Source organism: Bacteroidia bacterium, from assembly GCA_033391075.1.
Lineage (GTDB): Bacteria > Bacteroidota > Bacteroidia > J057 > J057 > JAWPMV01.
In genome coordinates this window covers 743,609-766,452 of record JAWPMV010000001.1, presented here as the reverse complement: position 1 = coordinate 766,452, position 22,844 = coordinate 743,609, and the positions used below count along the sequence as shown (strand labels likewise).

The following is a 22,844-nucleotide window of genomic DNA, read 5'->3' as shown; positions in this document are numbered from 1 at the left end:
CAGTAATATTCGTAAATAATAAATACTAAAATTGCCTGTGTAATAATCTGGCCTGAAAAGTCCTCGATTCTTTTGCACAATGTCAGCAACTCTTATATCTTCCCATATCTTTTGTAAGCAAAAACATGCAGGAAAGATCACTATTGGAGGTATTTGAAGGTTTAACCAACGGAGATTATGAAATGCTCGTTCGTTACCTCGAAGCTGGCGGAGACCCCGACGCACGGGATCCGTACGGACATACCTTGCTGCACCTTGCTGTACATGAAGGACTCATTGATTCCCTGCGTTTACTCCTCAGATCAGGAGCGAATGTAGAGGAGGAAGATGATTTTGGAAATACCCCCATGCAAGTTGCTTGTATGATCGGTAGAAGAGAGGTAGCTAACCTCTTATTGGAGTATGGAGCAAAAATTGACTCCACTTCTTCTACTCGTACCTGGACTCCTTTGATGCTTGCTCTAAATAAGAGCCATGAAGAAGTGGCCGAATGGCTAATTAAGCAAGGTGCAAATCCCAATCATGTGGATCAGGAACAAGGCTGGACTCCCTTATTGGTCGCCTGTGATCAAGGCATGAAGGAATTGAGCATAAAATTGATTCAGCAAGGAGGGCAGGTAGATGCCAAAGTCAAAAGTGGAGATGCCCGTGGATGTTCGGCCATTCATCTGGTCAGTTATTACGGCACTGTTGAAGTTATAGACGAACTGATCCGCAGAGGAGTTGATATCAACCTCCGTCCGGAAGGAGGAGGATTAGGTGCCTTGCATTGGGCCGTTTATAATGGTCATATGGAATTGCTCACCTATTTATTGGAAAAAGGAGCCGATGCCAATCTACCCGCACCCGGCCTTTATCAAAGTAGAAACCCTCTTCATTTCGCAGTAGCAAACAGTCGCCCGGAAATGGCCCGGCTTCTGCTGGATTATAACGCTGATCCCCTTTACAAAGATGATGAGGACCAAAGCCCATTAGATATCGCTTTTAGAAGATTCAAAGAAAGCGGTTCCCACAAAGACCAGTATCTCCTGCAATTGCTGGAAGCCTATGTGTAATTTCCTCGCTCCCTTTCATCCCATTAACGTATAGCCTTTATGAAAAATCCCTGGAAAACGCTTTCCAGCAAAATCATTTATGACAACCCCTGGATAAAAGTTCAGGAAGATCAGGTACTCAATCCTTCAGGAAAACCGGGGATTTATGGAACGATACATTTTAAGAATCAGGCTGTAGGAGTAGTTCCTTATGAGGATGGATATATTTGGATGGTGGGGCAATATCGCTATCCCCTTGACATCTACAGCTGGGAAATTCCCGAAGGAGGCGGACTTTGGGACGAGAATCCCCTGGACACCGCAAAAAGAGAATTACAGGAAGAAACCGGACTTCGGGCAGATCGCTATGAAAAATTGCTGGAAATGCATATCTCAAATTCAGTGACTGATGAATGGGGCATAGTTTATCTGGCGCAGGGACTGAAGGAGGGGGAAGCTAATCCAGAAGAAGATGAGGACATCCGCGTAGAAAAAATGAGTCTGGACTATGTGTATGGAGAGGTAGAAGCAGGAAAAATCACTGATTCTCTAACCGTAGCAGCCATTTATAAGCTTATGTTGCTCAAAGCACAAGGAAAGCTCAAATAATGCAAAATTTGCTTTCTCCAGCTTATTTTTCGCTAATTTGCTAAACTTTAGTAAATGGGAATTCTGGAATGTTTCTTGGTTACATTCCCTTACTCAATGTTGATCATCTGAAAATGGAGCAAACTCAATCCCCGGATTCTACCCTTGCCAATGAGAATAATACCCATATCGATAAGCCCATGAATTTCCAGCGCGGAGACCTTACCAACACCCAACTGCTGGACCTGTACAGGGACCTGCTTTATCCTCGTTTGGTAGAGGAAAAGATGTTAATCCTTCTCAGACAGGGAAAAATTAGCAAATGGTTTTCCGGGATTGGACAGGAAGGAATCGCAGTAGGCTTGACAAAGGCTCTTCAGAGTTCAGATTATATTCTTCCTTTACATAGAAATCTGGGTGTCTTTACTACCCGCAAAATTCCCTTAAAGCGACTTCTGGGACAATGGCTGGGAAAAGCTTCCGGCTTTACACAAGGCAGAGATCGCTCTTTCCATTTTGCTTCTTTAGAGCATAGAGTAATCGGCATGATCTCTCATCTGGGAGCCATGCTTCCTGTGGCAGATGGATTGGCATTGGCGAGTAACCTCAATAGACAGAATCAAATTGCTGTTGCTTTCTCAGGAGATGGAGGAACCAGTGAAGGGGATTTTCACGAAGCTATCAATGTCGCTTCTGTCTGGGATTTGCCGGTGATTTTTGTAATCGAAAATAATGGCTACGGCCTTTCTACTCCTACCTGGGAGCAATATAAATGTGAAAGACTGGCACAAAGAGCAGAAGGCTATGGTATAAAAGGATATACCATTGATGGCAATAATGTTCTGGAAGTCTATTCCACCGTTCGCAAAATCGCCCAGGAAATGCGAGAAGACAGAAAACCTGTGATTCTGGAATGCAAAACCTTTCGCATGAGAGGGCATGAAGAAGCTTCGGGTACCAAATATGTTCCCCAAAGTATGATGGATGCCTGGGCAAAACGGGATCCAGTCAGCAATTTTGCGGACTTTCTCCTCACACAAGAAGTATTAGATGGTGCACAGATAGTTGAAATCCAAAAGGAAATCAAGCAGGAGATCAATCAAACTGTGCAGGTAGCGATGGAGGAAAGCAATATCAGCATACAACTCGAAAAAGAAACCAAAGAAATATTTGCTCCTGCCAAAATAGACTGGATAGCTCCCGACCCTTCTAACAGTCGGGAAATGAGGTTTGTGGATGCGATCAGCAATGCCCTCAAACTTGGCATGGAAAAACATGATGAAATGGTCATCATGGGACAAGATATTGCGGATTATGGAGGGGTATTTAAAATAACAGATGGATTTATCGATCACTTTGGAAAACATCGGGTACGCAATACGCCCATTTGTGAATCCGCCATCGTAGGCATCGGTTTAGGTTTGTCTATTGAAGGGAAGAAGAGTGTAGTCGAAATGCAGTTTGCTGACTTTGTTTCTTGTGCCTTTAATCAAATCGTAAATAACCTCGCCAAAAATCATTACCGTTGGGGACATGCAGCTGATGTTGTGATTCGTATGCCTGCCGGCGGAGGTGTAGGAGCCGGACCTTTTCATTCTCAAACAAATGAAGCCTGGTTTACACAGGTTCCCGGATTGAAAGTACTATATCCCAGCAATCCAACGGATGCCAAAGGCCTCCTGCTAGCAGCCATAGACGAACCCAATCCTGTTATCTATTTCGAACATAAATTTCTCTATCGCTCCCAAAATGAGGAAGTGCCGGAAGGATACTTCCATACTCCCATAGGAAAAGCTGCTGTAGTTGAAGAAGGTGAAGACTTAAGCATCATTACTTATGGTATGGGGGTTCACTGGGCCAAAGAGTTCAGCGCAGCTTCCGAAGATTCCATCGAAATCGTCGATCTTCGCTCATTGATCCCCTGGGATCAGGAAACTGTATTTGTTTCCGTCCGTAAAACCGGCAAGTGCATCGTATTGTACGAAGCCAGCTATACCGGTGGATTTGGAGGAGAAATTGCTGCCAGCATTTCCGAAAATTGCTTTGAGCATTTGGACGGTCCGGTAAAAAGAGTAGCCTCTTTGGACACCCCTGTTCCTTTTCATCCACAGCTGGAAATACAATATTTGCCAAAAGAACGTTTAAAGGAGGTGGCCAATGATCTTTTGGAATTTTAGGTCTATGTCCACGGAATTGAATGTTAAGCTAACATCGAATAGCGCGTGATATAATCCGGATCATTATCAGACCTTGCTTCTCGATAATTTTCTGTATTTTTAGCGCCTGTTTAGACAAGCAAACGCTTATGAATCTCAGTAACGAGGCTAAGGTCGGAATATTTGTCGTTGGAGCATTGGCCATGGTTATTTTTGGCCTGCAGTATATTTCCGGATCCAAATACTTTGGAGCACCTCTTACCCTATATGCAAAATACGCCAATGTTGAAGGCTTGAGCAGAGGGAATCCCATAACCATCAATGGTTTTCAGGTAGGCAGAATTACGGCCCTTGATCTCAATGTCAAGGCAGGTATGGCTACCGCAAAACTGGAGTTTGACAAGGATTTTGAAATCCCTGCAAATTCAGAAGCCATGATCTATAGTTCTGACTTATTGGGCTCCAAGGCAATCAAAATCTGGGTGCCGGACTCTTTGGCACCTACCAGCGAACTGGTACAGGATGGTCAATTGATCAAAGGAACTCTGGATAAAGGAATTTTTGCGGAAGCAGAAGATTTGGTTACCTCTCAGGGTGCAGAGATTCTGGTGGAAGTTGCTAAACTCTCCGTAAAACTCAATGAGATTGTAGCTCAGACGCAAGCATTGCTGGACGACAAAAGTAGCCAGACAACATTACGAGCCACCCTCAGCAACATACGCGAAACCTCTGAAAACCTGACCAGCATTACAGATGAAGTTGATAGCCTGGCGAAAGAGATCAATCGGGTGGCAAGAGATGCGGTAAGTATTGTCGGAAATGTTGAAGATAACAATGACAATATCAACAACATCATCGCGAATGTAACCCGTACCACAGATTCACTGGTAACAGCTTCCAGCGAAGTAAAGGACCTGATGACAGATGCCAGTTCTGCAGTTGCTCATGTCGAAAACATGATCGCCAAACTGGACACAACTTCAGGAACCCTGGGGATGCTACTCAATGATACTCAACTCTACGATAGCCTTACGGCCACCACCGAAAATGTAAACGCGCTTTTAAGAGAAGTCAGAAGAAATCCTGGTAATTTTTTCGATGATTTCAAGATTTACCTAATCGAAAGGAAGAAGAAAGAGAAGCGAGACAAAAAGAAAACTGAAGAGCAAAAAATCACCGGACCGGGAGGCTAATATTCCTATAATAATTCCATGCTGACACAATTCATCCACCTATTATTGATTGGAATTCATTTCCTGTTTCATTCATTTTTCCTGGACGATAAGCTCCCGGAGGCAGAACTCTCTTATTCAGATCCTTTAGGCTTAGAAATGGCCTTTATCAAAGGAGGTAGTTTTATGATGGGCAGTTCAACTCCCTATTATCATGCTGAATTGCCGGCTCATCGGGTAGAAGTTCCCGATTTTTATTTAGGGAAATATGAGGTAACGCGAGCATTATGGACGCGAGTGATGGAGGTCTCTCCCCAAACTTCTGCGGATTGTCTATCCTGCCCGATTGATAATATAAGCTGGGAAGAGGTCCAGTTATTTATCACCCTTCTTAATAGAAACTCAATCTATCAATATCGATTACCTACTGAGGCAGAGTGGGAATACGCTGCAGGCAACGGGAGGAGACACACTTTATTTAGTTGGGGATCCCTGGGTCCCAAAGGAAAAAATGGTGGAAATGTTTCCGGAACAGATACAGAGAAACTATTTGCCGATCAGCATTTTTTTAATGGCTACAAAGATGGTTATTCTCGCCTGGCGCCTGTGGGGAAATTTAATCCAAACAGTTTTGGGCTGTATGACATGACCGGCAATGTTTTTGAATATTGTCAGGATAATTTTCACTATTCTTTTAAAGGAGCGCCATCAGATGGCTCAGTCTGGGTACATCCGGATAGCAGTTCAGTAGTAATCAAAGGGGGAGGATTTTTTAGTGGCACCCCCACTTCGAGGGTCTCTTATAGAAGGGGCTTTTTAGCCGATTATGTAGGAGAAGGTCTGGGATTCAGGCTAGCTCGAACTAAATAAGCTTCAATTCCTACTGTGTTTAAGTAGTCTTCGGGAAGACATGTTTTTCCCCAAATTTCCCTGTATATTTGCAGGCTGAAACAAGCCTATACTTCTTCAAATAGACTACAAACCAAATACATGCAAAAAGCATTTTTCAACGTCCCCCTTCCCAAGAATGAGCCCGTTTTGAGCTATGCTCCAGGCAGTCCTGAGAAAGCCGAGGTTAAAAAAGTCCTGGCAGAACTTTCCGGACAGGTTAGAGATATCCCTATGTTTATCGGAGGTAAAGAGGTCAGAACGGATGATAAGCATCCTTTGAGCCCGCCTCATGATCATCAAAAAGTTATCGGGCATTATTCGAGAGGAAATGCCAGCCATGTAAAGCAAGCCATAGATGCTGCCTTGGCTGCGAAAAAGGACTGGGAAAATACCAGTTGGGAACACAGAGCTTCTGTTTTTCTCAAAGCTGCCGACCTTCTCAGTGGCCCTTTCAGAGCGAAAATGAATGCTGCCACGATGTTGGCGCAGTCTAAAAATATCTACCAGGCAGAAATTGATGCTGTAGCCGAATTAGCGGATTTTTTCCGTTTCAATGTGGCCTACATGCAGCAAATCTATGCTGATCAGCCCGGATCTAATCCTGGCATGTGGAACAGACTTGAATACCGTGCCCTCGAAGGCTTTGTATTCTGTATTACGCCTTTCAACTTTACTTCCATTGCCGCCAACCTCCCCGCAGCTGCTGCTTTGATGGGTAATGTGTGTGTCTGGAAGCCTGCTGACAGCCAAATCTATTCTGCCGACATGCTGATGCAATTGTTTCGCGAAGCAGGATTGCCCGATGGAGTGATCAACCTTGTCTACACCGATGGCCCGGAAGCTGGAGAGGTTGTTTTCAATCATCCTGAATTTGCAGGTCTGCATTTTACCGGTTCCACAGGTGTATTTCAGCATCTTTGGAAAACCATTGGTGCGAATATCGCTACCTATAAAAGCTATCCTCGCATCGTAGGAGAAACCGGTGGAAAGGATTATATCATGATCCATCCCAGTGCGGATGCAGAAGCAGCTGCTACTGCCATTTCTCGTGGAGCTTTCGAATTCCAGGGACAAAAATGTTCTGCCGCTTCCCGTGTGTATATCCCAGCTTCCTTATATGATCAAATTATCAATAAGGTAGAAACCGAAGTGTCCAGCTTCAAAATGGGGGACCCCAAAGATTTCCGCAACTTCATCAATGCGGTTATCGATGAAAGAGCTTTTGACAAAATCTCCGGATACATCGATCAGGTAAAAGCTTCTCCAGATGCTGAAGTCGTCATTGGAGGAGGCTATGACAAATCCAAGGGATACTTCATCCAACCTACAGTTGTACTGGCTAAAGAACCCAAATTCCTGACCATGTGTGAGGAGATTTTCGGACCGGTAGTTACGGTATATAAGTATGAAGATGCTGATTTCGAAGCTACCCTGGACATCCTGGACTCCACCAGTCCTTATGCCCTGACCGGAGCCATATTTGCGCAAGATCGCATTGCCATTGACAGAACTGCCCGCAGGCTTCAACATACTGCCGGGAACTTCTATATCAATGACAAGCCGACTGGCGCAGTCGTAGGACAGCAGCCTTTCGGTGGGGGCCGTGCCTCTGGAACCAATGATAAAGCCGGTTCTTATATGAACTTGCTTCGCTGGGTATCTCCTCGTACGATCAAAGAAACATTCGTTCCTGCCAAGGATTATAAGTATCCATTTTTGGGGGAAGAATAATTAACTGCAAGTTTTCTTGTGTTCAGGTGTTCTTGTGTTCTGGTCTCAAATTGTTGAAACGTGAACACGAGAATACCAGAATACTTGAACACCTCTCATTTCAGCTTCCCTAAGACATACTCCTTCCTCTGCCTCGATATCGGAATCTCCGATTGATCTTCCATTTTCAAAAAGCCTCCTTCACTTTTGATATAGCTTTTCACATATCGGACATTGATCAGGTGAGATTGATGGACACGGAGAAAGCGATGCTCTTTGAGTAGATCCTCAAATTCTTTGAGGGTTTTGGAAACCATGAGGTTCTTCCCATTTTTTATATAGAAATGGGTGTAATTCCCTTCTCCTCTGCATCGAATGATTTCGGCTATGGGAACATAGTCTACCTGATTGCCTGTAGGTAAGGCAATCTTGGGATTACTTTGGCTTTTCTGGTTTTCCTGAAAAACCTGCCAGGCTTCTGAATGTTCATGCTCAAGGAGGCGAGTTTCCGCCTTTTGAACGGCTGCTTTCAGGTCGAGGATATCGATGGGCTTCAGGATATAATCCAATGCACAGAATTTGATGGCTTTGAGGGCATATTGGTCAAATGCAGTAACAAATATGACTTCAAAATCGATGCGATCCAGTTTATTGAGGAGATCGAAACCATTGCCATTGGGCATTTCTATATCCAGAAATATGAGTTGAGGTTTGAGCTGATGAATGAGATCCATGGCAGCAATGGCAGAATCAGCTTCTCCGATGACCTCCACCTGAGGGCAGTAAGATTCAAGCAGGCTGCGTAGATTGGCACGATTTCCAGCCTCATCATCTATTAAAATGGATCGAATGCTCGCACTCATACTTCTTGAGGGATTTTTATAACAACTCGGGTTCCATGACTGACCTCAGCATCATCTCTCCGGTCATAGATGGCTACTACGATATTCAATTTATATCGCTCATTGATCTTTTCAATCCTTTCCTCCGACAAACGTAAACCAAAACCAGATTTCTCTTTTTTTCCAGCCACTTCCTGCATATGCTTGCGTATACCCATTCCATTGTCCTCAATTTCAACTCGTATAAATCCAGCTTCCTCTTTCACAAGAATGCGGATCATTCCGGATCCTCCCTGCATCGCGATTCCATGGCGCACCGCATTTTCCACATAAGGCTGGATCAACATACTCGGCACTTCTGTCAATTGGACATCTATCGAGGGATCGGTCTCAATTTGGTATTCAAACTTGAACCGTAGGGCTTCCAGTTCGCAATAGAGATCCACCACTTTCAATTCATCTGCCAAAGGAACCATGGCCTGCTCAGAATGATTGAGTACTTTCCGAACCAATTGAGAAAAACGACTCAAATAATAATTGGCACGTTCGGGATCTGCCTGATTGATGAGGTTTTGGACAGAGCTGAGTGAATTGAAAAGAAAATGGGGATTCATCTGAGATCGAATGGCTCTTAGTTCCGTTTCGATCCGTTCTCTATGCATGATCTCTCTTTTTCGTTTGGGCCTAAGGTAAAACAAAAAATAGATCAGGTATAAGTTGAAAATTCCAGATATCCACCAGAATGCCTGGATAAGAGTCTTTTTTCGTCTTTCGTAGAATTGAATTAAGCCATTGGGCTGATAAAGGTCTAAAGCACCTATTTCATGTTCAAATACATCAAAATTGACAATAGAAGAGGCAGATCCCCAGAGTTTCCCATCTTGATCAATCATATAGTGCACAAAATTCCTAAATCCCGAGTATAGGTAGGGCCTTTCCTCACTATAACCATAGCCAGGGGAATGATAAAGCTCAGTCGGAAAAGCCTTGTCCTTCCTTTCGTCTTCAAACTTCTTCTTAAAAGGATTGGTATTTACAAAGATGAACTTCAATTCTGGATATTGCTTTTGTAAAGCTTTAAATTCCTGAATCGCAGGATCCTCCATTTTCCGGAATAATATCAAGATGATTTTTTCTCCCAAATAATCTGAAAGCCTTTTATCCTTGTCAAGATGCATATCTGGAGCTTCATTGCCTTTTTGCAATCCTTCAATTCGGCCTAGTTCATTTTTCACCTCATCCACATAGGGTTGATAATTACAAATGGATAAAAAATCCTGTATAATCAAGGCCAGTTCAGGCTTATTGGTATGGGTAGAATTTAAGGAAAAGCCCAGGGAGTTTTCATAGACCTTTAGGTCATCCAGAATGATCTTTTTCATTAAACTAAGCAAAGCGAAGTCCCGATAGGCAAAGCGTACAAAGTGATAGGACTGCATCCTTCCTGGAAGTTGGACAATGTCTTTGCTATGCAACAATTGCATATTGGCGTATAAATGATCTTTCAAGAAATCTGAATAAGATTGAGAGCTGATCACAGATGCCAAATCAAGCCCAAACTTATCGAGGTGATGATCCCTTTCTCCCGAAAGACTTAAGCCTTCGATATTTAGATCATCAAGCTCTAATCCCGGTAGAGAGCCGTTTTTTGAAGCCAATTTTTTTCTGGCGAAAGAAAACACCGTTTCTGCTTTTAATCTTTGGTACAAAGATTCTCCCATTGCCGATTTTTCTCCCTCAAGATATCTCAGGATTTCATTGTAGCGCCTGGTTTCATAATTCAGGTCTATGGGAGAGCTTTTTATCCTTCCCATATTATCGAAGCGGTAATTCGGAGAGGTAAACGGAACAATTCTTTGCCAGGAATCCGCATTTGTACCCAAAAATGCCATTGCGAATTGGTGAAAGCTCCTGTACTTGGCTGAATTTTGCCCCTTAAAGGACAGACTATCCGGTTGAACAGTATTCAGGAAAAGTTCTACTTCATCCCCAGGCTCTATATATATTGGAAAGGAAACTTGTTTATCATTCCCAAAGCCTTTATTCTCCTGATCAAAATGAAACAGGTATATAAATCTCGCCTCATTGATCTCGTATTCTACGGTAAATTTTCCCTCATCATTCAGCATAACTTCTTTATCAAAAGCTGAAAGTTTAGCCGGCGCTCCAAAGCCCTGATTAGCGGAAAAATGAAGCTTCTGACTTAGGGGCTGTGAAATCTGCCCTGAGAGGTAAACTTTCCGGAAAGTCTTTGGAGGAATGATTCTAGCTGAAATATTTCCATCGTTGACCGGTTGGCTGTTGACAAAGAATAAGGCATTTACATGATTAGGGATTCCCATGGGATTGAGTACAGTGGAAACATAGCTTCTCCCAGCTCTATTTTCTTCCTTAAAGACTATTCGGTGGGTAAATTTCTCTGGAGTAACGATTAGCGTGAAAGACTGATTTAAAAAATCGAGCTCTTTTCGATCTGGGTATCCCGGTATATCAAAATCTGAATCAAAACTTCTGTGTTCGTCCCTTTTTTTGTCCCGCTCTGAGGTGTATACCAGATCATATCGGGATCGAAATCTTCTGATTTGACTACTGAAATGATAACTACCAGCCTCGACCTTTTCAAGCATCAAGAAATAATAGAAAATCTCTTTTTCAGTTCGGGTATATAAAATATCTATACCCTTCCCCAGTTGCTCCTTTTTATTTTCAATCAATACTTCGACCTCAAAACTATCTCCCAATCTTAATTCAGCAAGATTAGGAAGCGCCTGAGAATAAGCCCCTAGGGGAAGGGCGAACAGAAATATCAAAATTATTCCAGGAGTTTTCATTGTGTTTAAAATTAGCATTATGCCGTAGGATAAAAAAGAACCCTGTCCCCACTGGGACCACACACAAGCTTAAAGATCCTCTCGGGAACAGGATAAGATTCTTTTTACATCTATGTTATACCCCAAACTCAGGCATTTTGAGATGAAAAACCTCGCTAAATGAATAATCGGCAGCTTTGACTTAACAATTGGTAGGCTAGCCTTAGGGATTTTTCTTAGCTTTGTCCCGTGCTGCAAGAAATCAGGAATCTTATCCGCAAGGAATTGCTCATAGAATGGAAGCAAAAGTATGCTTTCAATGGTCTCTTGCTCTATGTTCTTTGCATGGTAGTCGTCATTTCTCTGGCCTTCAAAGGAAATCTAAATCCTTTGACCTGGAACATCGTCTACTGGATCATTATACTCTTTGTGGCCATCAATGCAGTGGCCAAAAGTTTCATGGGAGAAAGGCAGGGTCAATTGCTTTATCAATATACACTTGCCAATCCTGCAGCGATTATCATAGCCAAGCTCGTCTATAATATGATCCTGCTATGCCTGGTTGCTCTGATCTGTCTGTATTCTTATGGATTTTTGAGTGGAATAAAGATCGCGGACTGGCCCTTGATGCTCAGTATAGTCCTCCTGGGATGTGCGACTTTATCCGCCAATCTCACCCTGGTTACAGCTATAGCAGCCAAAGCAGAAAATCGAGCAACGCTTTTAGCCGTTCTCAGCTTTCCCTTGCTGGTACCCGTTTTGCTCATACTTATCAGATTGAGTCGATATGCGGTAGAGGGGAAAGAAGGAGGCCTGCTCATTGAAAATAGCTATGATCAATTGATTATGATTGGGGGAATGAGTGTGGTGCTGTGGGTATTGTCTGTTATTCTCTTCCCTTTTGTTTGGAGAGATTAATATGTTCTTTTGCGAGCTTAGGTTTAGGCTGTATGATTTTTGTTTTTGTTCTTCTTCTTTTTCCTTAGTTGAACTTTTAATCTCTTCTTCTTTTCCTTAAATGAAAAGAAGCAAAAATCAAGCTGCTGCAAAGCCAACACACAGTCCGGCCCCCGCACCCTATGCAGCAGCGGGGCCCCGGCGCACATAGAGAGGAAGTGTTGGCGTGTTAGGGTGTTAGGGTGTTAGAGTTGATTAGAATTCTGAACCTACCCATCCCACTACTTCCTTGGTCCGCAGGCTCGGCAGCGCCAATCGGGAAATGGGGCGGCGAGTGCGGCTGGTTCTTGGCGCTGCGATTTTTGACTCCATCTTTTTTAGAAAAAGATGGAAAACAAGACCAAAAACCAACTAAAAAGAAAGCTCAAACAAAGTCAACCTAAACAGAAAAATGGCTACCTTTGTTAATTCAATAAAACAGAACAAAAGCGGCAAATTTGCCACTTCTCAGTATGAAAAATAACCCCATAATAAAAAATAGCTATAAGTTCCTGGCAATAGGCTTGTTATTGTATGCGATCATATACGGTATGCTGGTTGAAATGCCCTACAATCCCATCTGGGGCCAAAGCTCAAGGGCTATTTTCTATCATGTCCCCATGTGGTTTGCCATGCTGGTCATGATGGGTATATCTGTCTGGCATAGCGTTCGATTATTGCGGGCCCTTGATCCGGATGCCGAAACGAATCTCAATCCTCTTTATCTGGATATAAAAGCAAAAGAAGCTGCCCGCGTGGGTGTTTTTTTCAATATTCTGGGATTGCTTACGGGCATCGTTTGGTCCCGCGTAACCTGGAATGAAAATATCCCCGGAAATGAATTCGCAGCCTGGTGGGGATGGGATCCTATACAGGTTTGTGCCCTGGTTTCCCTCTTGATCTATGCCGCATATTTTTTGCTTCGTTCTTCCTTTTCTGAAGATGAGTCCAGAGCAAAAGTTTCTGCTGTTTATAATATTTTTGCCGCCTCCACTTTGATTCCTTTATTCTTTGTAGTACCCAGAGTACTGGAAGGATTGCATCCTACTGCAGGAAAAGGGTCATTTATATTCAAGGGAGGAATAACTACTGAAATAAGACTTATTCTATATCCGGGACTTATCGGTTTCATTTGCCTGGGAATTTGGTTGTATAACCTCCGCCATAGAACAGGCAGCCTAAGCATGAGAATAGAAGAAATACTGGCCGAACGTTCCTATCAAAAGAATCAAAATAATGTTTAATACTTCATTCATATTCAATTTTTTACTTCAGACCGAGATTCAGCAGGAATGGCTGATGGTCAGCGATAAAGTAAATTCCCTTCTGGTGATTTTACTCACCATTTTCGGAGGCGTAATTGCTTATCTTTACTTCACAGGAAAGAAAGTAAAAGAATTGGAAGCACAACTGGACGAACTAGAAAAGAATTAAGTTATGAAAACAAGTTCCATCGTCATTCTGGTCGTACTTGCTATTTTCATTACCGCTCTGGGAGTGAACCTTTCCAGCAATGCGAGTACCTATTCAGATTTCCCTACGGCAAAAGCCTCAAATGAGACTGTGCATGTAGTGGGTTCCTGGGTGAACAGAGATCAAACCTCTTATGATCCCAACACGGATATGTTCCAATTTTATATGCAGGATACGACCGATAATATAGAATTGGTCTACTACCAGGATCCCAAACCTCAGAATTTTGAGCAGGCGGAAAAAGTAGTCGTAGTAGGAGGATATAAAAATGAGGATTTCGTAGCGGAAAAGATCATCATGAAATGTCCTTCTAAATTTGAACAAACGGACATTACTGCCGGAGAGAAGAATCTCTAAGCAAATTTATCGATTCTGCTTTGAAATGGCCGAATTGCTTTTAGCGATAAACAAGCATAAGCTGTTGGGCAGAATTGTTTCTAAGAAAATGAGTACTGTTAGCCTGAGCGCAGTCGAAGGGGCTTACTTCACTCCTTCTCAAAATGAGGAGAATTAGCGCCCCCTTCCCTTTAGACGGGATGACAGTCGTTTTGATTAAGTAGATATTATACGTCTACTTTACTTAGCCAAAGATTTTTTATGGATTTTTTTACAGCAGGTAAGCTTGGAGAAATGTTCACCAGTATGGCGTTTGCCAGTGCATTGGTGTCCATGATCAGCTTTTTTATGGCGGAGCGCCGACAACTGGCATTGGAGAAAGCAAGTTGGGAACGCATGGGCGTAGGCTCTTTTGCCCTGCATATCTTTAGTATAGTCGGCATCATAGTCACCCTTTTCTATCTCATTTATGACCACCGATACGAATATCACTATGTGTGGTCGCATTCCTCCAATGAACTTCCCGTCTATTATATGATCTCCTGTTTCTGGGAAGGACAAGAGGGAAGTTTCCTGCTATGGTGCTTCTGGCATTCGATTTTGGGAGGAATCCTGCTGAGGAAGAAAAATGAATGGAGAAATTCTGTGATTGCCATTATAGCTTCAGTTGAAGTGATTCTGGTTTCTATGTTGTTGGGCGCTTATTTCTTCGGGATAAAGCTGGGTTCAAGTCCCTTTATCCTGCTCAAAGAAACTTTCCCTGATGCAGAGATATATTTGACGCGTCCTGATTTCGTCCCCAGCAATGGTAATGGCCTCAATCCACTGCTTCAGAATTACTGGATGGTTATTCACCCTCCTACCCTCTTCCTGGGTTTTGCCTCAACGGTAGTGCCTTTTGCCTACGTGATGGCTGGTTTGATCAAAGGGAAATACAATGAGTGGATCAAGCCTGCTATGCCCTGGACAACTTTTGCAGTGATGATCCTTGGAGTTGGTATCATCATGGGAGGCTACTGGGCATACGAAACCCTCAACTTTGGTGGATACTGGAACTGGGATCCGGTCGAAAACTCATCCCTGGTTCCCTGGTTGTGCGGGGTAGCGGGTCTTCATACCATGCTCATCTATCGCAAGTCAAAGGCTTATCTCAAGCTGACCATGATGATGATCATCGGAACTTTCCTGCTGGTCTTATATTCGACTTTCCTGACACGTAGTGGTATTTTGGGAGAAACTTCTGTCCATACCTTTACCGATCTGGGCCTTTCCGGACAACTTCTGGTCCTGATGTTTGCCTATGTTGGCTTTGTTGCTGCTATGATGGCCTATCGTTGGAAAAAGATTCCGCAAAGGGAAGATGAAAGCAAAGTATGGTCCGCAGAATTCATGCTCTTTATGGGTGTGCTGGTATTCGCCTTCTCCGGCTTGCTGGTAACACTTGCCACTTCCATACCGGTATTCAATTCCATTTTCGGCACCGACATAGCGCCTCCTCCAAATGTGCAGCTATTCTACTATAAGTGGACCATTTGGTTTGCGATTATGTTTGGCGTTTTCTCCGGATTGGGTCAGTTTCTTTGGTGGAAAATTGGTCGAAAGAAAAGCATCGCAGATGCTATTTTCAGGCCCTTTCTGATTGCGGTTCTGACAGGTAGTGCCGTTATACTCGCTATCTGGTTTGCAAGAAGTCAGAGCGGAAGCTGGGAATTTGCTTATGATAAAATATTCGCTGCTTATAAGGATCCAGCCGTTACCGGAACGGGATTCTTTGGGAAGATGATGGGCTATATCAAATATGGCTTCTTTTCTATTGCAGACGAACTCATGCTATATACAGCCCTCTTTGGCCTATTTGCTAATCTGGATATCCTCTTATCTCTCGTCAGGAAAAACAGAAAAGGCCTTAAGATCATGGGAGGAACCATCGTACACATAGGTTTCGCCTTGATGTTGCTGGGCATGCTATTTTCTTCCGGTTATGACTCTGTGATTTCTAAAAATCTACGGGTAGCTGATCTTACGGGTGCACCGATGAGTGAGGATGAAAAGCGAGACAATGTTTTGCTTCCCAAATTTATGGAGACTTCTATTCTGGGCTACAATGTTACCTATACAGGAAAGAAAGAAGCTATAGCTCCGGTTTCTGATCTACAGATCATAGAGGAGATGCAGGGCTATTTCAAATTGCGCTTTGATGATGCTACGGGCGAAAGGTTTGCAACTGTACAACCCAGAAATCCTTTCCTAAAAAGAGATGAGAATGGAGTAATACATCCCGCTTCAGATCCTACGGAGGCTTCTAATAATGATCCTTTGATGCAAGGAGTAATAGACCTTGCCCTGGTAGAGGAGACCTTAAACAAGAACCTAAAGGCCTTCAATTCAGGTCTAATCAATAACAGAACCCAGTATGGCGTAGAATTTAAGCCACTGGATGAAAATCGTGAACCAGACACAAGCAGTACCTTCAAACTCTGGCCAGAAGCTGAGATCAATGAAGAAATGCAAAGCATCATATCTCACCCAAGTAGAAAAATCTTTTGGGACAGAGATATTTACGTATATGCTTCCAGTTTACCTGATCCGAAATCTCTGCAACCCAAGTATTTTACCCTTCCCATGAAGGTAGGTGAAGTAGCAGAGATTGGAGAGGACATCAAGCTTCTGCTGGCTCAGGTGCGAAATGTCAGTGATCAACCTGGCATGGAGCAATATGAAGTTGCTGCAGCTGCCTATCTGGTTGCTTATACAGAAAAAGATACCTTCGGTGCTCAACCCGTTTTCCTCATTGATGGAAAAATTCCGGATATGAAAGAAGATGAGATTCCGCAATTGGGATTGGAGCTAGCTTTTGTGGGAGTTGATCCCGAAAATGACAGACTGACCATCCAGGCCAAGTACGTCGATCCTTTCTCCGATCACGTAACGATCAAAGCGATTCAAAAACCCTTCATCAACCTGCTTTGGTTAGGGACCTTTATCCTGGTCTTTGGTTTTTTACTTTCGATATATCGAAGGTGGCAGGAAAGTAGGTGAAACTAAACTCTATAAAAAAAAGCTCCGCTACTTCTAGCAGAGCTTTTTTTATGGATGATCGTGTCATCCCGAGCCCTGTCGAGGGACCTACATCTTCTCACCAGCAATTTTCCACTATCTCAAAAGAAGCGTGAAAAGGTGAGAGGAAAAGGCTTAGACCCTTCCACTTCGGTCAGGGTGACAGCGGCGGTTGAAAAAGCATTTACCCCTCACATATCCGTGTCATCTCGAGGCTTGAATGCGCCTTGGCTCCTGCGCGCAGAGGGATCTTGCATTCCGGTCGCTCACATAATACAAGATCTCTCAGCCCACATTCCTACCCACAGCCAAACTTCGAGATGACTTATGGTCTGGTCAGAGAGTTGTTTCTCTGTTAAGAGAAACGGGCTTACAGTGGAAGAGTCCCCCCTATTCCGTATCGGCCTCGATCCGATTGAAGTTTCTAAATAACAAAGCTCCTCCCAGAACTGTCAAGCAAGTACAGAGAATTCCGTTACTGGTTTCCCCATAAATCCAGAATCCTGTTGCAAAAAGGGCTGCATAAACAGTAAATACTCCCACAAACATGGAAAGAATTTCCAAAGGCAACTGACCGGGATGACGCTTGATGGAAACCCCTTCGGCTTCGGCTCTTTCGATTACAGCATTCCAACCGGGGCCGCCTGGACGAATTTTGATATAAAAGCTTCTTAGAGTTTCATCATCATCCGGAGGGGTAAAATAGGTAGCAATTACCCAGGTTGCGGTGGTCAGGATAGCTCCATAAATTACTTTTTCCCATCCTGCCAATTCAAAGATCCCCAGATCATCATGGATGAAGGTCAAATAACCTGCGATTACCAGAGAAGCAATCATTGCCACAATTTCTGTATAAGCATTTATCCTCCACCAGAACCAACGAAGCAAATAGATCGCCCCGGTTCCAGCTCCTAATAGTAATAAGAGATCAAATGCCTGAGCAGCATTGGTCAGCATGAGTCCTAAGGCAAGACCCAGAACCGTAGAGACAACGGTAAACAAGCGGCCTGCCCACACCAATTCTTTCTCACTCGCTTCTGGTTTTATAAATCTTTTGTAAAAATCATTGACCAGATAAGAGGCTCCGAGATTGAGCTGGGTGGACATGGTGGACATGAAAGCAGCAATCAAAGATGCTGCGACCAGTCCCAACAATCCAGAAGGCAAAAAGGTCAACATAGCCGGGTAGGCTACATCATTTCCTAATTTATCTGCAGAGAGACTAGGGAAAGCGGATTGGATATCCGAAACCTCCGGAAATACGATGATTGAAGCTAAAGCTATCAAAATCCAGGGCCAGGGTCTCAAGGCATAATGGGCAATATTGAAAAGTAAAGTAGCTCCTATTGCATTGCGTTCATTTTTAGCAGAGAACATACGCTGGGCGATGTATCCTCCCCCACCGGGCTCAGCTCCAGGATAATAAGAGGCCCACCACTGAACAGCCAAAGGCACAAATAATAAGGGAATCCAAACCGAGGGATCACTAAAATCCGGGAGGATGTTCATTTTCGCTTGAACTGCAGGTTGTGCGAGGAGGTTATCCAGTCCCCCTACCTGATCCAGATTCAGAATATAAATAGCGGCCCAGACAGAGCCAATCATTGCCAAGACAAAGAGAATAAAGTCAGTAATAATTACGGCCTTTAATCCTCCCATAGCACTATATACAAGGGTAATTGAACCCGCAACCAGAAGAATCTGCCAACCGGGAATTCCCAATACTACCTCACCAAATTTCACCGCAGCCAATGCTACAGAACCGATAACGAGCGTATTAAAAATCAAACCGAGATACAAGGCCCGAAATCCCCGTAAAAAGCGGGCTGCAGGGCCACTATATCTGAGTTCATAAAACTCTATATCTGTCATGACCTGCGACCGTCGCCAGAGTTTAGCGTAGACAAAAACGGTCAGCATACCCGTCAATAGAAAGGCCCACCAGACCCAGTTCCCTGAGACTCCGTTTTGCCGAACTAAATCTGCCACGAGATTAGGGGTATCGGTGGAGAAGGTAGTCGCAACCATAGAGACCCCCAGTAACCACCAGGGCATATTTCTTCCGGAAAGGAAAAATTCGGTTGTACTGCTACCTGCTCGCTTAGAAACCAGGAGGCCTGTGATCAATGATACAGCAAAAAAGGCTGCAATGATGGCCCAATCGAGATTTGATAAAGTCATGTAGTAGTTAGTTTAGATTAATCCAGGGCTAAGTTAGTGCTATCCTGTAAAAAGGGAAATTTATTTCTGTACTCTCTCCATGATCCATTTGTGGACATAGGCTAAAACCTCTTCAGAAAAGGTTTCCTCCAATTGAGCATATTCAGAAGGATTCCCTGTTTCTGTTTTTTGAAAAAGATGGTTGAGGTTTGGAAATTCTTTGATTTCATAGTCTTTGTTTCCCCCTGCTTTTAAGGCAGCCTCTATCCCTTCTAAATTGTCTTTACTGATCACCTGCAAATCTTTATCTCCATTGACAGCCAAAACAGAGCAGCTGACTTTTTGAAGGAATTCGGCAGGTTCGTATGAAAGGAAATATCGGAACCAGGGAGAGCTGAAGAGGGCGACTTTATTAGATAGGTTTTCTTTATTCACATCCAGAGCAGCCATTTCTTCCTCTGTCAGCTCTTGCAATAGACTTTCCGCATTCTTTTTAACAAAATCACTGAAAGCTTCTGAATCTGGATATTTTTCAAGGATATTGTAAATATTTTCATTTACCCTGATCCATTTTCCTACTGTTTCTTTTGACAGCCCTTGTACCAGCATGATTTCTTCCTGCTGCAAACTCAATAATTCATCTCCCTTCATTCCAGGCCCGGCAAGCAGCACAATAAAAGCAACTTCCTCAGATCGGGAAGCGAGAATAGGTGCAATCATGCCTCCTTCGCTATGCCCCATAAGGCCAATCTTTGCAGGATCTATATCTGAACGGCTAAGCAGGTATTTCAGGCCCGCTTCCACATCAGTAGCAAAATCCTTGGAAGTTGCGCTTGTGGGATCTCCTCCGGATTCCCCTACTCCCCTATCATCAAACCTCAGGACGGCCAGTCCTCTCCTGCTCATATAATCTGCGATAACCCAAAAAGGCTTATGTCCCAAGAGCGTTTCGTCCCGATCTTGCGCTCCAGAACCTGAGATCATAATGACTACGGGATGGGGACCCTTACCTTCAGGTAATGTTAAGGTTGCTCCCAATTCAATGGCTGCGGATTCATTGGGGTATTTTACATCCTCTATTTTGTAGGGGAAAGGTTCCTGTGGAGTTTGAGGCCTGCGAGGCGCTGCTGGTTTCTCTCGTTCCATGAGTAAGGGAAGTTCTCCTCCCCCTTGCTTAAACGTCCCCTCAATCTTTTCTCCATCTGCGATATAACTGCCTTCATATTTGGCAGCACCTCCCATCATTTCCAATTTAAGCACTCCTTCTTCATAATTTATCGAACTTGCAGCCAGTCCTCTGGCACCCTGATCCGGGCTATCCAGACTCGCTGAGAGTTCGCCATTTTCATATTCATTGATGTGAAAGACAATCCGCAAATTGCCACTGGGGGTCTCCAGTTTTCCATACCAGTCTCCCGTGACAGGAGTGCTGGGATTTTCTGCCAACTTTCTCTCTTCTTCCTTTTGTCGGTTTAGATTCAGGTCCAAATTCATCCCCCCTTGCATAAACTTTCCCTCCAGCATATCAGCTTCTTGCTGATACCTTCCTTCATAAGAAGCAAAAGCAGATTTCATACTCAGCTTCAACAAGCCATCTTGCATGCTGATCTCATCTACCTTTAATCCAAATGCCCCTTGATCCGGACTATCCCAACTAGCTGTCAATTGATCTTCTTCCTCAAGGATATGAAAGACAATCCTGAGTTTTGCACCCGGTACTTCCAGCATACCTTCCCAATCCCCCAAAACAGAGTTTTGGGCAAAAAGATTTGAAGTTCCTCCCATAAGGATTGTGAGATAAATAAAGAAATATTTGCCAGGAATTCTTAGGCCAGACATGTGCATTTTATATGTTAGATTTTCGCTACAATCTAACTATTTATTCATGAAATCGTCTGAAAGCCCTTAAAGTATTGTATTTCCGAATCTTGAAAACTCAATTTGCAGTATTTTGATCATTTCCGAACAAAAAAGGCGCCTGTACCATCGAGATAGCACAAGCGCCTGTAAATTGGGAATAAAATCTTATTAAAAGGGCCAAATAATAATGTCCCTTTCCTTTATTCCCTCCTGATTGTTTTTGTTAATTGGTTTCATACGAGTTCTCTTTAGTGTGGGAAGAAATTGATTGATACTGAAATAAAACAAATCCTGTGCCTCGCTTTGGGAATCAGGGGATAATTATCCAGGATGTTACATTTAGGCTGAAAATGTCAGGCTTTTCCTAGGCTCTCAGATTGTCTTTCAGCCGATAAATCTGGCTTTAAGATGTGACTATCTTTGTATAGATTGTCAATAAGAAGGGAAAGATGTATTTTTGAAAACGAATTACATCTATCTGCGTAGATTGAGAATAATTTGAATCATACATTAACTAAATATATATGTCAAAACCAGTTGAAATAACGGATGCCAACTTTGAAGAGCTTGTATTAAATTCGGACAAGCCTGTTTTAGTGGATTTTTGGGCTACCTGGTGCGGACCTTGTCGTGCGATTGCTCCTATTATAGAGGAATTGGCTGGTGAGTTCGGCGAAAATGGTGTAGTTGGAAAACTTGATGTTGACAACAATCAGATGGTTGCTCAAAAATATAAGGTGATGAGCATTCCGACACTATTGTTCTTCAAAGGAGGAGAAGTGGTTGACAGACAGGTTGGACTGGTTCCCAAGTCTGTGATTGCTGCCAAGATGGCTGCCCACGCTTAATTAAGGACATACCATAGTCCGGGGAGAGTCGCTGTAAGCATACTGCTGCCAGCGACTTTTCCTATTTATATGGAAAAGTATTTAGGGAAAGAGATTATTTAACTTCCTGAGGAGCTTTTTGGCTCAACATGGAAATCACACTGTAGAGTTTTTCCTTCAGATCTTTGCGATGTACGATAAAATCCAGGAATCCGTGCTCTAGCAGGAATTCGGAGCGTTGGAAGCCTTCTGGCAAATCTCTCCCGATCGTCTCTTTGATAACTCTTGGGCCTGCGAATCCAATAAGTGCATTGGGTTCTGCAATGTTAAGATCCCCCAACATAGCAAAGCTAGCCGTTACCCCACCAGTAGTAGGATCAGTTAAAAAAGAAATAAAGGGAAGCCCTGCCTGACCTAAAAGGGACAGCTTGGCACTGATCTTTGCCATTTGCATAAGGCTTAGGGCTCCTTCCATCATACGGGCACCTCCACTTTTGGAGATAATCAGGAAGGGTAATTTATTCTTCAAGGCATAATCGATCCCCATAGAGATCTTTTCTCCTACCACACTTCCCATAGATCCTCCGATAAAACGGAAATCCATAGCGCTGATAACCAATTGCATTCCATTGATCTCGCCGTATCCGGTGCGTAGGGCATCCTTTAAACCAGTCTTTTCCTGACTGGCTTTTACGCGATCAGGATAATTTTTGGTATCTGTAAATTCAAGAGGATCCGCAGAAACAATGTTTTCCCCCAGTTCGGTAAATTTCCCCTCATCAAAAATGAGATCAAAATACTCCAAACTACCAATGCGGAGATGGTGATCACAATATTCGCATACGTATGCGTGTTTCTTCAGTGTCTTGGACTGAAGGGCTTTCTTACAATTTGGACATTTGGTCCAAAGCCCATCAGGCGTGTTATTCTTATCCTCAGTTTTTGTGAGAATGTTATCCTTGACTCTTTTAAACCAACTCATGAATCGTCAT

The 22,844-nt window shown here is 43.4% G+C and carries 17 protein-coding genes; 12 read left to right on the top strand and 5 right to left on the bottom strand.

Going from position 1 to position 22,844, the window contains the following annotated elements; translation table 11 throughout:
- Positions 1 to 125: 125 nt before the first annotated feature.
- The 6 genes from R8P61_02935 (at position 126) to pruA (ending at position 7,572) form a co-directional block, all read left to right on the top strand.
- On the top strand, positions 126 to 1,055 hold the full coding sequence (locus R8P61_02935) for an ankyrin repeat domain-containing protein (protein MDW3645994.1): 930 nt from the start codon (positions 126 to 128) through the stop codon (positions 1,053 to 1,055).
- A 39-nt stretch (positions 1,056 to 1,094) separates the two neighbouring features.
- Complete coding sequence (locus tag R8P61_02930; GenBank protein ID MDW3645993.1) at positions 1,095 to 1,643, top strand: NUDIX hydrolase; 549 nt, start codon at positions 1,095 to 1,097, stop codon at positions 1,641 to 1,643.
- Between the two features lie 179 nt (positions 1,644 to 1,822).
- The gene (locus R8P61_02925; GenBank protein ID MDW3645992.1) at positions 1,823 to 3,799 is read left to right on the top strand and encodes a dehydrogenase E1 component subunit alpha/beta; all 1,977 of its coding nucleotides are present in this window, start codon (positions 1,823 to 1,825) and stop codon (positions 3,797 to 3,799) included.
- Between the two features lie 128 nt (positions 3,800 to 3,927).
- The gene (locus R8P61_02920) at positions 3,928 to 4,971 is read left to right on the top strand and encodes an MlaD family protein (protein ID MDW3645991.1); all 1,044 of its coding nucleotides are present in this window, start codon (positions 3,928 to 3,930) and stop codon (positions 4,969 to 4,971) included.
- Positions 4,972 to 4,989: 18 nt separating this feature from the next.
- The gene (locus R8P61_02915) at positions 4,990 to 5,820 is read left to right on the top strand and encodes an SUMF1/EgtB/PvdO family nonheme iron enzyme (protein MDW3645990.1); all 831 of its coding nucleotides are present in this window, start codon (positions 4,990 to 4,992) and stop codon (positions 5,818 to 5,820) included.
- 120 nt (positions 5,821 to 5,940) lie between these two features.
- Positions 5,941 to 7,572: an L-glutamate gamma-semialdehyde dehydrogenase gene (gene pruA, locus R8P61_02910; GenBank protein ID MDW3645989.1), complete on the top strand. Its 1,632-nt coding sequence runs from the start codon at positions 5,941 to 5,943 to the stop codon at positions 7,570 to 7,572.
- Positions 7,573 to 7,667: 95 nt separating this feature from the next.
- On the opposite strand, the gene R8P61_02905 is transcribed toward pruA, so the two are convergent.
- Both R8P61_02905 and R8P61_02900 read right to left on the bottom strand, forming a co-directional pair.
- Positions 7,668 to 8,414: a LytTR family DNA-binding domain-containing protein gene (locus tag R8P61_02905; GenBank protein MDW3645988.1), complete on the bottom strand. Its 747-nt coding sequence runs from the start codon at positions 8,412 to 8,414 to the stop codon at positions 7,668 to 7,670.
- Positions 8,411 to 11,224: a histidine kinase gene (locus R8P61_02900; GenBank protein ID MDW3645987.1), complete on the bottom strand. Its 2,814-nt coding sequence runs from the start codon at positions 11,222 to 11,224 to the stop codon at positions 8,411 to 8,413. The genes R8P61_02905 and R8P61_02900 overlap by 4 nt, the downstream gene beginning before the upstream one ends.
- A 228-nt stretch (positions 11,225 to 11,452) precedes the next feature.
- On the opposite strand from R8P61_02900, the gene R8P61_02895 reads away from it, so the two are divergent.
- The 5 genes from R8P61_02895 to ccsA (R8P61_02875) all read left to right on the top strand — a co-directional run bounded on the left by R8P61_02895 (position 11,453) and on the right by ccsA (R8P61_02875) (position 16,987).
- A complete protein-coding gene (locus tag R8P61_02895; protein ID MDW3645986.1) occupies positions 11,453 to 12,121 on the top strand; it encodes a heme exporter protein CcmB in 669 nt (222 codons plus the stop codon).
- A 491-nt stretch (positions 12,122 to 12,612) separates the two neighbouring features.
- Entirely contained in the window at positions 12,613 to 13,383 is a 771-nt protein-coding gene (gene ccsA, locus R8P61_02890; protein MDW3645985.1) for a cytochrome c biogenesis protein CcsA, read from the top strand.
- On the top strand, positions 13,376 to 13,573 hold the full coding sequence (locus R8P61_02885) for a hypothetical protein (protein MDW3645984.1): 198 nt from the start codon (positions 13,376 to 13,378) through the stop codon (positions 13,571 to 13,573). The genes ccsA (R8P61_02890) and R8P61_02885 overlap by 8 nt, the downstream gene beginning before the upstream one ends.
- Before the next feature lie 3 nt (positions 13,574 to 13,576).
- Positions 13,577 to 13,969, top strand: a complete 393-nt coding sequence (locus tag R8P61_02880) for a cytochrome c maturation protein CcmE (protein MDW3645983.1) — start codon at positions 13,577 to 13,579, stop codon at positions 13,967 to 13,969.
- 240 nt (positions 13,970 to 14,209) lie between these two features.
- Positions 14,210 to 16,987 carry a cytochrome c biogenesis protein CcsA gene (gene ccsA, locus R8P61_02875; protein ID MDW3645982.1) on the top strand — a complete coding sequence of 926 codons (2,778 nt, stop codon included), beginning with the start codon at positions 14,210 to 14,212 and terminating at the stop codon, positions 16,985 to 16,987.
- Positions 16,988 to 17,395: 408 nt separating this feature from the next.
- Here the strand turns inward: ccsA (R8P61_02875) and R8P61_02870 are convergent, their stop codons facing one another.
- The gene (locus R8P61_02870) at positions 17,396 to 19,186 is read right to left on the bottom strand and encodes a sodium:solute symporter family protein (protein ID MDW3645981.1); all 1,791 of its coding nucleotides are present in this window, start codon (positions 19,184 to 19,186) and stop codon (positions 17,396 to 17,398) included.
- A gap of 60 nt (positions 19,187 to 19,246) precedes the next feature.
- Positions 19,247 to 21,004: an alpha/beta fold hydrolase gene (locus tag R8P61_02865; GenBank protein ID MDW3645980.1), complete on the bottom strand. Its 1,758-nt coding sequence runs from the start codon at positions 21,002 to 21,004 to the stop codon at positions 19,247 to 19,249.
- 545 nt (positions 21,005 to 21,549) lie between these two features.
- On the opposite strand from R8P61_02865, the gene trxA reads away from it, so the two are divergent.
- The gene (gene trxA / locus R8P61_02860) at positions 21,550 to 21,873 is read left to right on the top strand and encodes a thioredoxin (GenBank protein ID MDW3645979.1); all 324 of its coding nucleotides are present in this window, start codon (positions 21,550 to 21,552) and stop codon (positions 21,871 to 21,873) included.
- Positions 21,874 to 21,967: 94 nt separating this feature from the next.
- On the opposite strand, the gene accD is transcribed toward trxA, so the two are convergent.
- Positions 21,968 to 22,834 carry an acetyl-CoA carboxylase, carboxyltransferase subunit beta gene (gene accD, locus R8P61_02855; GenBank protein ID MDW3645978.1) on the bottom strand — a complete coding sequence of 289 codons (867 nt, stop codon included), beginning with the start codon at positions 22,832 to 22,834 and terminating at the stop codon, positions 21,968 to 21,970.
- Positions 22,835 to 22,844 lie beyond the last annotated feature (10 nt).

Excerpts from the sequence above, each read along its gene's own strand:
- R8P61_02915 (MDW3645990.1), top strand. The coding sequence starts at position 4,990 with ATGCTGACACAATTCATCCACCTATTATTGATTGGAATTCATTTCCTG.
- R8P61_02880 (MDW3645983.1), top strand. The coding sequence starts at position 13,577 with ATGAAAACAAGTTCCATCGTCATTCTGGTCGTACTTGCTATTTTCATT.
- R8P61_02935 (MDW3645994.1), top strand. The coding sequence starts at position 126 with ATGCAGGAAAGATCACTATTGGAGGTATTTGAAGGTTTAACCAACGGA.
- trxA (MDW3645979.1), top strand. The coding sequence starts at position 21,550 with ATGTCAAAACCAGTTGAAATAACGGATGCCAACTTTGAAGAGCTTGTA.
- R8P61_02920 (MDW3645991.1), top strand. The coding sequence starts at position 3,928 with ATGAATCTCAGTAACGAGGCTAAGGTCGGAATATTTGTCGTTGGAGCA.
- R8P61_02885 (MDW3645984.1), top strand. The coding sequence starts at position 13,376 with ATGTTTAATACTTCATTCATATTCAATTTTTTACTTCAGACCGAGATT.
- R8P61_02905 (MDW3645988.1), bottom strand. The coding sequence starts at position 8,414 with ATGAGTGCGAGCATTCGATCCATTTTAATAGATGATGAGGCTGGAAAT.
- R8P61_02900 (MDW3645987.1), bottom strand. The coding sequence starts at position 11,224 with ATGAAAACTCCTGGAATAATTTTGATATTTCTGTTCGCCCTTCCCCTA.
- ccsA (MDW3645982.1), top strand. The coding sequence starts at position 14,210 with ATGGATTTTTTTACAGCAGGTAAGCTTGGAGAAATGTTCACCAGTATG.
- R8P61_02925 (MDW3645992.1), top strand. The coding sequence starts at position 1,823 with ATGAATTTCCAGCGCGGAGACCTTACCAACACCCAACTGCTGGACCTG.
- ccsA (MDW3645985.1), top strand. The coding sequence starts at position 12,613 with ATGAAAAATAACCCCATAATAAAAAATAGCTATAAGTTCCTGGCAATA.
- R8P61_02930 (MDW3645993.1), top strand. The coding sequence starts at position 1,095 with ATGAAAAATCCCTGGAAAACGCTTTCCAGCAAAATCATTTATGACAAC.
- R8P61_02865 (MDW3645980.1), bottom strand. The coding sequence starts at position 21,004 with ATGTCTGGCCTAAGAATTCCTGGCAAATATTTCTTTATTTATCTCACA.
- R8P61_02870 (MDW3645981.1), bottom strand. The coding sequence starts at position 19,186 with ATGACTTTATCAAATCTCGATTGGGCCATCATTGCAGCCTTTTTTGCT.
- accD (MDW3645978.1), bottom strand. The coding sequence starts at position 22,834 with ATGAGTTGGTTTAAAAGAGTCAAGGATAACATTCTCACAAAAACTGAG.
- pruA (MDW3645989.1), top strand. The coding sequence starts at position 5,941 with ATGCAAAAAGCATTTTTCAACGTCCCCCTTCCCAAGAATGAGCCCGTT.